Origin of the sequence: Thalassotalea sp. ND16A (genome assembly GCF_000764205.1) — a bacterium.
In the GTDB taxonomy this organism is placed as follows: domain Bacteria; phylum Pseudomonadota; class Gammaproteobacteria; order Enterobacterales; family Alteromonadaceae; genus Thalassotalea_A.
This window is the reverse complement of record NZ_JQDZ01000072.1, coordinates 42,700-51,882: the sequence shown is the minus strand read 5'-3', so window position 1 is coordinate 51,882 and position 9,183 is coordinate 42,700. Positions and strand designations below refer to the sequence as shown.

Below are 9,183 nucleotides of genomic sequence, written 5' to 3'. Positions count from 1 at the left end.
ACTTAAGCCCAATTTGTGCGACACTTGAATTGGGTCGTGCACATGCACGGTTTGTTGAGGTATGGCGCAAATTGACCGTCAAATCGAAGATGCGCCATACCGCTCTCAACGACTTATCTTGTTATAGTCCTACTTCAATTATTTTGCCTGATAATTTACTTTTCTGCGGTTAATTAATTTTGATGATTTTAGATAACGATATTTTATTGGTTAGATCTGCCTATTTTGATATTCGGCAAATAAACGCGCTTTTAGACCGACGTTAACAATAGTTAAAGTTAGTGCTTACACAAATGATAAGCCTATTTGCCACAAACATAATTTCAAGCAAAAATATGATAAAGAGAACTTCAGAGTCCCCAAACATTAAAACGTCTAGAGGACCAAACTAAAAGCGCCCAATATAAAAATATTGGGCGCTCTTTGATAACACAAATTATAAAGAAAAAGCCGGTACAATGTTTCGGACCATTTTGACACCCCATTGTTTAAATTGTCTAGAATAAATATTTCTATCTAAACATTATTGAGAGTATTTAATCCGCCACCCCTCAATTACTAGGACTTTCATATAAAACTAGCGTAAACCCAAGCGAATGCATCTAGCTAATAGGATTTAACTACAAATCATCTTCCTAGTCGCAGTTGCTCAATATTATTCACCTGCTTGGCAATGAGGCACGTAGTCTTTGGATTAAGCTGAATTATTTAGTTTAACAAACGTGTTAGACAGTTTAATAGCCTATTAAGTATCTTGTTCTTTTATCGTTCTTAAAAAGCTTTTTCACCAGTAGTGCAGATGCTACTGAGAAACTTAAAGTAGCGAAAAGCATTATAAAATACACGGTTAATGAACTAAAGTAATAGTCACTTTCCCCTATCTCCCCGTATAAAAATACATATAATTTACCACAAACCATAATAAACCAAGGATGAATAAAAAATATAGCAAAGCTAGTATTAGAAATCACATTAACAAGAGGATAGTTAAAGCTGAACTTTTCTAGTAGTAAATATAAATATACACACAAAAAAACTTTTTGAATAAACATCAAGTCAAAACCGCCATACTCAAACATCGATTTAGTATAATTATCTATATGATCTGTATAATATTGAACAATAGCAATCACAATAACAATTAATAATAATAATATTAACTTATTTCCAAAACGCTCCTTAATTACATCCGCATTTATAGATGTAAAAATACCAATTAAATAAATAGGCGTATAATAAACTAATGCTTGAAGGGGGTTTGCATTTGCTGTGGGTCTATGAATGAAAATTGATATAACAGATAATAGTGTAATAATTAATATCTGATATTTAATACTGATATTAATAAATTTATAATGAAGATTGGACATAAAAAAAATCAGTATTACGAATGGTATATACCAATAGGCCATTAAAAATTTGCCTGTAATAAAGTATTTTATAAATACAACTAAATTACTATCATCACCTTCGAATAATATACCTTTTTCATACACTACATCAGTTGAAAAAAAACCACTGCTCGTATTATACAAAAGAAGTACCGCAATAGTCGCCAGAATAAAATATGGTACAATAATGTTCTTAAATTTATTTATCATGAACCTTTTATACTCAAATCTTGAGTAAAAAACACTATGAAACATAAACCCAGAAATGAATACAAATAATGCAGTATTGCCCGTTATAATAATTTTTAAGGTCGATGAAACTTGGTCTTCAGAAACAAAACCATAACTATAAAGATGCCCCATTACAATCAGAATTATTGCTATAGCTCTAAAATTTGCTATTGATTGTAAAAACATTTACTTCTCCTAAAGGTTAGAATATTCTAATAAAAATAAACTGTATGGCAGAATCCACGAATGAATTCGAAATGAGATGTGTTTAAGCTGGCATTTTTAATACCCTCTGTATACCAATTCGATTGGGGAATAGTGGTAACAGACAACTCTTAGCTTTATAATATGTAAAACTAAGAGGTGTTAATATGAGCGGTCTGGCCTAAACTACAATTTATAAATAGCCTGAGTAATCAATCACTTCCAAACAGGTCCCGCGTATAAACTTTAGCACTAACATCATCTAATTCTTCAACTAAACGATTAGATACGATTACATCTGATAAAGTCTTAAATTCATCAAAGTTTTTAATCACACGCGATTGAAAAAAGGCATCACCTTCAAATACTGGCTCATATACAACCACTTCAATGCCTTTAGCCTTTAAGCGTTTCATGATGCCCTGTATCGAAGATGCTCTAAAGTTATCAGAACCAGATTTCATAATTAATCGAAAGATACCAACGACCTTAGGGTTCTTAGAGATAATAGAATCAGCAACAAAATCTTTACGTGTTCTATTCGCTTCTACAATAGCTTGGATCATATTATTAGGCACGTCTTGATAGTTAGCTAACAGTTGCTTTGTATCTTTAGGTAGACAATAACCACCATAACCAAATGACGGGTTATTGTAATGGCCCCCTATACGAGGGTCTAAACTAACACCGTCAATAATAGAGCGAGAGTCTAAATCGTGTACTTCTGCATAAGAATCCAATTCATTAAAGTATGCCACTCTCATCGCTAAATAAGTATTTGAAAAAAGTTTTACCGCTTCAGCTTCAGTTGAGCGAATAAATAACTGCTCAATATTTTCCTTAACTGCTCCTTCTGCAAGCAAGCCAGCAAAAACTCTACCTCTTTCAGAGTCTTCACCAACAATAATACGAGAAGGATGTAAGTTATCGTATAAAGCCTTACCTTCACGTAAGAATTCGGGAGAGAAAATAAGCCCTTCACATCCAAACTCTTCACGAATACGACGCGTGTAACCAACAGGCACAGTTGACTTAATCACCATACAAGCAGATGGATTAATTTCCATAACATCACGAATAACAGCTTCAACGGATGACGTATCAAAATAATTCGTTACAGGGTCATAATCAGTAGGCGTAGATATAATAACAAAATCAGCACCTGAATAAGCTTCATGCTTATCTAGTGTTGCTTTGAAGTTTAAATCTTTATTCGATAAAAAATCTGAAATCTCAACGTCAACAATTGGTGATTTACCATCGTTTAACATACCAACTTTTTCTTCAACAATATCTACAGCTACAACTTCATTGTGTTGTGCAAGCAACATCGCATTAGAAAGACCTACATAGCCTGTACCGGCAACTGCTATTTTCATATTAACTTTTGTCCTTTATTAACGTAGTTCCAGGCGGATAAACTACACCTTCTTCCGTTTTCACAAAATACCCAGCACAACTGCCAGCTTGCATCCAAGATCCTGAAGCTACTTCAACACCACCAGCTAGTTGTACACCGACACCAATATGGGCATATTCATGTAACACACAATCATGATCAACAGTTGCGTTAGCGTTAACCAATGCGCCTAGTTTCAACCTAGCATTAGTGCCAACAACAGCCCCCGCCATTACTGCAACGCCATCATCTACTTCCGCGTATTTACTTAACCGTGCATTTGGATGAATTAAGCTTACTAACGATAATTCAGAGTCCTTAATACGCTCGATAATTGCCTTTCGAATTTTATTGTTACCAATAGCCACAAACACAGCATTAAACTCTAATTCTTCTGTAAATAATGATTCAGTTTTAGCAACGATATCTTTACCTAGGGCCTTATTTCTTTCAGGAAAACAATCATCCACAAAACAAATTTCTTCATACTCACCTGTCGACTCGGCTAAATCGGCAACAGCCTGCCCATGACCACCAGCACCAACAATAATTAAAGAGCTTGTCATCGAATTAAACCTTTTCCCAATTTAGACACTCAAGAACACCATCAGAAAACTCTAGGCATAAGTTTGATGTTGGTTTATCAACCTTTTGAGCTCTCCATATCACATATTTTTCATTATCAATGAATGTAAATGCTCCTGGGTATGGTGAAGTAACAGCTCTAATTAACCTATCAGCATCAACAACCGAACCATTTAAATCAATAGCTCCGTCTTCTGGCTTTCTACCATACCACTCTGTAGCTTTAGATTCGTCTTGAACTTTCATTTCTACAGTATCTTGCAAAATATGTGGTGTCACTTTACTCATGAGTTGAATATGCGCATGATCAACCAAATCATACAATTTGCTCGAATCCATCTCGTCATCAAGTTTAATCACTTGCTGATCTAAAATAGGTCCAGTATCAACGCCTTCATCTAATTTAAATAATGTTACACCTGTTTCTTCTAAGCCTTTAATAATTGCCCAAGGAATAGCAGCTCTTCCTCTGCCTACAGGTAGCAAAGTTGGGTGCATACCTAATACGCCTTTTTTAGGTGCATCAAGTAATTCTTTACCAGCAATTTGAGACCAACCGATAATAAATAACCAATCAATTTCTTTCTCTTTGATGATATTGATCACTTCTTGATCGTTTACATGATTCAACTTAAATAAATCAATCGAATGTTCTTTACAGAATTTGTCAATATAAACACGACCAGACTTATTTACCGCACGGTCATCTTCTAATGTAAACGCTTGAACGAGTTCTCCACCTGCTTCATAAAGGGCTTCCATACACGACAAGCCTAACTGTACGCAAGTTACAAATGCTAACTTCATTATTAATCCTTAATAAACTGGTGGTGGACGTAAAAGGTATAAAAACGTATTAAGAATAATCTTTACGTCTGTAAAAAATGACACTTTCTCTGCGTATTTACCATCAAATGTGGCCTTCTCAGGAACAGTCATACCATCAAATGAATTAACTTGTGCTAAACCAGTTAAACCAGGTAAACATTGTAATGCACCGTTTTCTCGGCGAAGTTCAATTAACTCGTCCTGAGAGCCTATTGGAGGACGCGGTCCTACAATACTCATATCACCTTTTAAAACATTAAATAGCTGAGGCAGCTCATCAATATTTGTGCGACGTATAACTTTACCAACCCAAGTAATTTTAACCTGACCTACTTCATCAGATGCTAAATCACCAGTATTAACCGGCATACTTCTAAATTTATAAAACTTAAATGCTTCACCGTTTTTACCGATCCTACTTTGTTTAAAGATAATAGGACCTGGATCAAATACTTTAATAAGAAGCGCCACTAATAAAATTAATGGCGACAAAACAACTACAGCACTAAAGACAATAAAAAAGTCTAATAAACGCTTACCAATACTTTTATAAAACACAATTAAAACCCTTGCTGAAAGATAGTTTGAAACGCTTCAGAGTATTTTTGACCACTTTGACCACCACGATACGCTGCTAAGCCTTTTACTGCTTCAACACTTCTTGGGTGTGGGAAATCACGCATCACATTACGGTAACAAGCAAGCGCTTCTAGTTTTAACTCGATCTCTTCTGTTACTTCAACATAATGATTTGGTTTAAAGCTATCGCCAGAGGCTTCAAAACCCCAATCTGTCGCAGATTGAATTTCAACAAAACTTAATGACTTTAACGATGGAATATCATCACGTCTCTGGTAGTAACGACTAGCTGCCATACATGCCTTAGCAATTTGACAGTGATCGTCATTTAAATCTGCTGGATGATGAGTGAATATACGCTCAGGTTTAAACTCTAAGATTTGCGTTTCAATAAACTGAACAATATCTAAATGATCAACATTATTCATTCGAATATTAGGAAAGTTTCCTAAAACAGGTTCTTCAAAGCCAACGACTTTATTGGCAGCAATCATGTCTTTATATAGTTCATCATCGCTTGGGCGCTTATGGCGCACATCGACATTACCACAAAGAATTATAGGTTGAACCTTCCAACCTTCTTTTACTAATTTTGCGCCTGTTGCACCAAAGCCAAGAATTTCATCATCTGGATGGGCAACAACAACTAATATAACTTTTATCATCTAATTATTTTCTACTTTCTATAAAGTGCTTAACTGTTTTGTCTATACTCTCGTCTACAGAATATGGCGGCTCCCAGTTTAGCAATGTTTTAGCTTTTGAAATATCGACTTGTAACGAGCCAAGCAACCTATCTGAATAATCACTTTTTCCAATTAATTTAAAAAGTAGTTTAATAATATTCGCAGGCACGGGAATTAAAGGGGTTCTATTCTTAAAGCTTTTATATAATTTTATTAATAAATCGCTAGTTGATAAATCATTACCATCATTAACATAAAATATTTGATTTTTAGCTTTAGGGTGAGTTAAGCAAACCTCAATTAATGAAATTAAATTATCAATTGAAACTAAGCTTCGTTTATTGTTAATCGCACCAAATGGCAATGGTATGGGCTTAGAGGCCCATTTCATCATTGTTTCAAAATTAGCTTTAACACCCGGGCCATAAATTAAAGTTGGACGAATAATAACAACTTCCATTTTGGAGTTCTTTGCTAGCTCTAATAATTGTTGTTCAGCTTCATACTTAGATAAGCCGTATGGATCTTCTGGGGTGTACTCTCTACTTTCAGATAGCGGACAGCCTAACCGACTATTTTCACCGCCAGCTTTTATAGAACTAATAAATATAAAACGTTTAACACCGGCTTCTGAAGCCTGCTTTGCTAAATTTAACGTTGCACGAGTATTAACTTCTCTAAATTCTTCTAAAGGGTTTGATGCTATGTCATTCATTACATGCACGCGAGCAGCGCTATGAATTACGATATCAACATCAACTAAAGCCTTAGACCAATCGTTAGTAGAAGTAAGGCTATCAATTATAAACGGACTAAGACTCCCGTTGAACGAGACATGATGTCTTACTACTGGAATCACCTTATGATTACTTTCTATTAACTTGTGTAACAATGGCAAACCAACGAAGCCATTAGCACCGGTAACTATTATTTGCATAATAAATTCTCAAGATTATTCAATGCTGAGCCCTTATGGAATAAGGTATCCGCAACATTTGAACCATTAAAACCATATTGTTTTTTAGTTTCTTCTTCCATTTTAATGAAATTAGCAAACTGTTCTGATATTGCATCAACTTGCGCGGGACTGGCAATTAGTCCAAGTTGGTTAGCGATCACCAACTCGGAAACCTCCCCTTCCATTATCGAGAAAATAGGTTTGCCTGCAGCTAAATATGTCTGAAATTTGGATGGTATGGTTAATGAAAAAATAGGTTCATCAATTAAGGAAATTATTAATACATCACTTCCTTTATAATAACTAGGCATAGCTGTACTCGGCTTTCTACCATGAAAAATTACATTGTCAATCGACTTCCTCTCGACTAATTTTTGTAAATTAACTAAATTTGAACCATCCCCAATGATGTTCAATTGTGCTCTTTCTACTAGTTCGCTTGGTAGTAGGGAGAATCCAATGATGACATTTTCTAAATTTTGAAATTTCCCTATATTTCCTGCAAAGGTAAATTGAACAACCTTATCAGTATTAGAATTTAAAAACTGAAATTCATCTCCGTCCTTTTCAGTGCTCTCTGCCCAATTAGGGACGAATCGAATCTCTTTCTTTGAAGAACAATATTTATTAACTTTATCTTCAAAGCCGGGACAAGATATTGCAAAGTTTGAGCTATGTCGATAAACGAACTTTACAAAATTATCTAAACAAAAGGTCAATAATCGAGATTTTTTAAATCCAAATGCATAGACACTATCAGGCCATATATCTTGAACCCAAAGAGTCACTTTTTTTCCAAAAAACTTTTTTAACAAGGCTGCTGGTAACATTCCCGTTAACGCACCTACATCATATCCAAGTACCGCATCATATCTTTTATGATGTTTTAAACAAAAAATAGAAGCAAGGACCATAAAATTAAAGTATTTCAACAACTTTTTGAAAGTACTTGTTTTATATCCTGTAACAGCTTTTACTCTGTAAATGTCAGCACCAAAGTATTTATCTTTCGAAAACCAAGTATTTTTTCTTCCGTCAAAAACTTTTCCAAAAGGGTAAGTTGGATTCGTAGTTATAACGTCTACTTCATACCCCTTATCTACCAAATCAATCACTACATCATTGATTTTAAACTCTTCAGGATAAAAATATTCAGATACTATTAAAATCCTTTTAATTTGGCCTTTCATTTACTTTTTCCAAACAAACTTATTAACGTAGTCTGTATAACTTGTGATAATCCTTAAAACTTTGTCGGAAACATTTGGAGCAATGTAATCATCAACAACATTAATAAGACGGTCTTCACCTCTAGGTTGGGATTCTAGAATATCTAAAGCCTGTAATATTCTGTCAATTTCCATACCTGTAAACATTACCGAAGCTTGCTCAAACCCTTCTGGTCTTTCATGAGCTTCTCGAATATTAATTGCTGGAAAATTAAGAATAGAAGACTCTTCTGTGATTGTTCCGCTATCACTAAGAACAGTTTTAGCTTCTTTCTGTAATCGAACATAATCAGAAAAACCAAGAGGCTTAAGTAATCTTACTAAAGGGTGGAATTCTAAATTTAAAGAATCAATTTTCTTCTTAGTTCTTGGGTGAGTAGATACAATAATCGGCAAGCCGTACTTTTCAGCTATTGTATTTAAAACACTTACATACTTACCAAGGTTTGATGGAGAGTCAACGTTTTCTTCTCTATGTACGCTAACAACAAAGAACTTACCCTCTTCAACATCTAGCTTATTTAAGACATCTGATTGCTCAATTTTGTCGTTATAATATGCTAATACCTCATCCATCGGGCTGCCAGTTTTAATAACAAATTCTGGTCTTAATCCTTCGCGTAATAAGTAATCTCTAGCAATAGAGCTATAAGGCATATTAATATCAGAAATATGGTCAACAATTTTTCGGTTAATTTCTTCAGGAACTCTCATATCGAAACAGCGGTTACCTGCTTCCATATGAAAAATTGGAATTTTACGCCTTTTCGCCGAAACTGCCGATAATGCACTATTAGTATCACCAAGAATTAAAAGCGCTTCAGGCTCTTCTTTTGCAAATAACTCGTCAGACTTAGCGATAACCTGAGCAATAGTTTCTGCTGCGCTTCCACCAGCACATTCTAAAAACACATCCGGTGCTCGAATGCCCATATCATCAAAGAATATCTGGTTAAGCTCGTAATCATAATTTTGACCTGTGTGCGCTAAAATGTGTTCACAATGCGCATCTAACTTATCAATAATTCTTGATAAACGGATAATTTCAGGTCGTGTACCTACGACCGTTACTACTTTCATTTTTTTCATAGCG

General features: G+C 34.7%; 9 protein-coding genes. All 9 read right to left on the bottom strand.

Annotated elements, in window-relative coordinates:
* Positions 1 to 734: 734 nt before the first annotated feature.
* Complete coding sequence (locus ND16A_RS07305) at positions 735 to 1,808, bottom strand: acyltransferase family protein (RefSeq protein ID WP_033078024.1); 1,074 nt, start codon at positions 1,806 to 1,808, stop codon at positions 735 to 737.
* Positions 1,809 to 2,038: 230 nt separating this feature from the next.
* Positions 2,039 to 3,205 (bottom strand): nucleotide sugar dehydrogenase, encoded by a 1,167-nt coding sequence (locus ND16A_RS07310; protein WP_033078023.1) that lies wholly within the window; start codon positions 3,203 to 3,205, stop codon positions 2,039 to 2,041.
* A 1-nt stretch (position 3,206) separates the two neighbouring features.
* Positions 3,207 to 3,791: an acetyltransferase gene (locus ND16A_RS07315; protein WP_033078022.1), complete on the bottom strand. Its 585-nt coding sequence runs from the start codon at positions 3,789 to 3,791 to the stop codon at positions 3,207 to 3,209.
* Positions 3,792 to 3,795: 4 nt separating this feature from the next.
* On the bottom strand, positions 3,796 to 4,617 hold the full coding sequence (locus ND16A_RS07320) for a formyltransferase family protein (protein ID WP_033078021.1): 822 nt from the start codon (positions 4,615 to 4,617) through the stop codon (positions 3,796 to 3,798).
* Between the two features lie 9 nt (positions 4,618 to 4,626).
* Positions 4,627 to 5,196 carry a sugar transferase gene (locus ND16A_RS07325; protein WP_033078020.1) on the bottom strand — a complete coding sequence of 190 codons (570 nt, stop codon included), beginning with the start codon at positions 5,194 to 5,196 and terminating at the stop codon, positions 4,627 to 4,629.
* A gap of 2 nt (positions 5,197 to 5,198) precedes the next feature.
* Positions 5,199 to 5,882, bottom strand: a complete 684-nt coding sequence (locus tag ND16A_RS07330) for a PIG-L deacetylase family protein (protein WP_033078019.1) — start codon at positions 5,880 to 5,882, stop codon at positions 5,199 to 5,201.
* Positions 5,883 to 5,886: 4 nt separating this feature from the next.
* Positions 5,887 to 6,840, bottom strand: a complete 954-nt coding sequence (locus tag ND16A_RS07335) for a UDP-glucose 4-epimerase family protein (protein ID WP_033078018.1) — start codon at positions 6,838 to 6,840, stop codon at positions 5,887 to 5,889.
* A complete protein-coding gene (locus tag ND16A_RS07340) occupies positions 6,831 to 8,051 on the bottom strand; it encodes a glycosyltransferase family 4 protein (RefSeq protein WP_033078017.1) in 1,221 nt (406 codons plus the stop codon). Before ND16A_RS07340 ends, ND16A_RS07335 begins: the two co-directional genes overlap by 10 nt.
* Complete coding sequence (gene wecB / locus ND16A_RS07345) at positions 8,052 to 9,179, bottom strand: non-hydrolyzing UDP-N-acetylglucosamine 2-epimerase (RefSeq protein ID WP_033078016.1); 1,128 nt, start codon at positions 9,177 to 9,179, stop codon at positions 8,052 to 8,054. It lies immediately after the preceding gene.
* Positions 9,180 to 9,183 lie beyond the last annotated feature (4 nt).

What these genes read in the sequence shown, in the direction of transcription:
- ND16A_RS07320 (WP_033078021.1), bottom strand. Translation starts at nt 4,617, where the DNA reads ATGAAGTTAGCATTTGTAACTTGCGTACAGTTAGGCTTGTCGTGTATG.
- ND16A_RS07330 (WP_033078019.1), bottom strand. Translation starts at nt 5,882, where the DNA reads ATGATAAAAGTTATATTAGTTGTTGTTGCCCATCCAGATGATGAAATT.
- wecB (WP_033078016.1), bottom strand. Translation starts at nt 9,179, where the DNA reads ATGAAAAAAATGAAAGTAGTAACGGTCGTAGGTACACGACCTGAAATT.
- ND16A_RS07335 (WP_033078018.1), bottom strand. Translation starts at nt 6,840, where the DNA reads ATGCAAATAATAGTTACCGGTGCTAATGGCTTCGTTGGTTTGCCATTG.
- ND16A_RS07305 (WP_033078024.1), bottom strand. Translation starts at nt 1,808, where the DNA reads ATGTTTTTACAATCAATAGCAAATTTTAGAGCTATAGCAATAATTCTG.
- ND16A_RS07315 (WP_033078022.1), bottom strand. Translation starts at nt 3,791, where the DNA reads ATGACAAGCTCTTTAATTATTGTTGGTGCTGGTGGTCATGGGCAGGCT.
- ND16A_RS07310 (WP_033078023.1), bottom strand. Translation starts at nt 3,205, where the DNA reads ATGAAAATAGCAGTTGCCGGTACAGGCTATGTAGGTCTTTCTAATGCG.
- ND16A_RS07340 (WP_033078017.1), bottom strand. Translation starts at nt 8,051, where the DNA reads ATGAAAGGCCAAATTAAAAGGATTTTAATAGTATCTGAATATTTTTAT.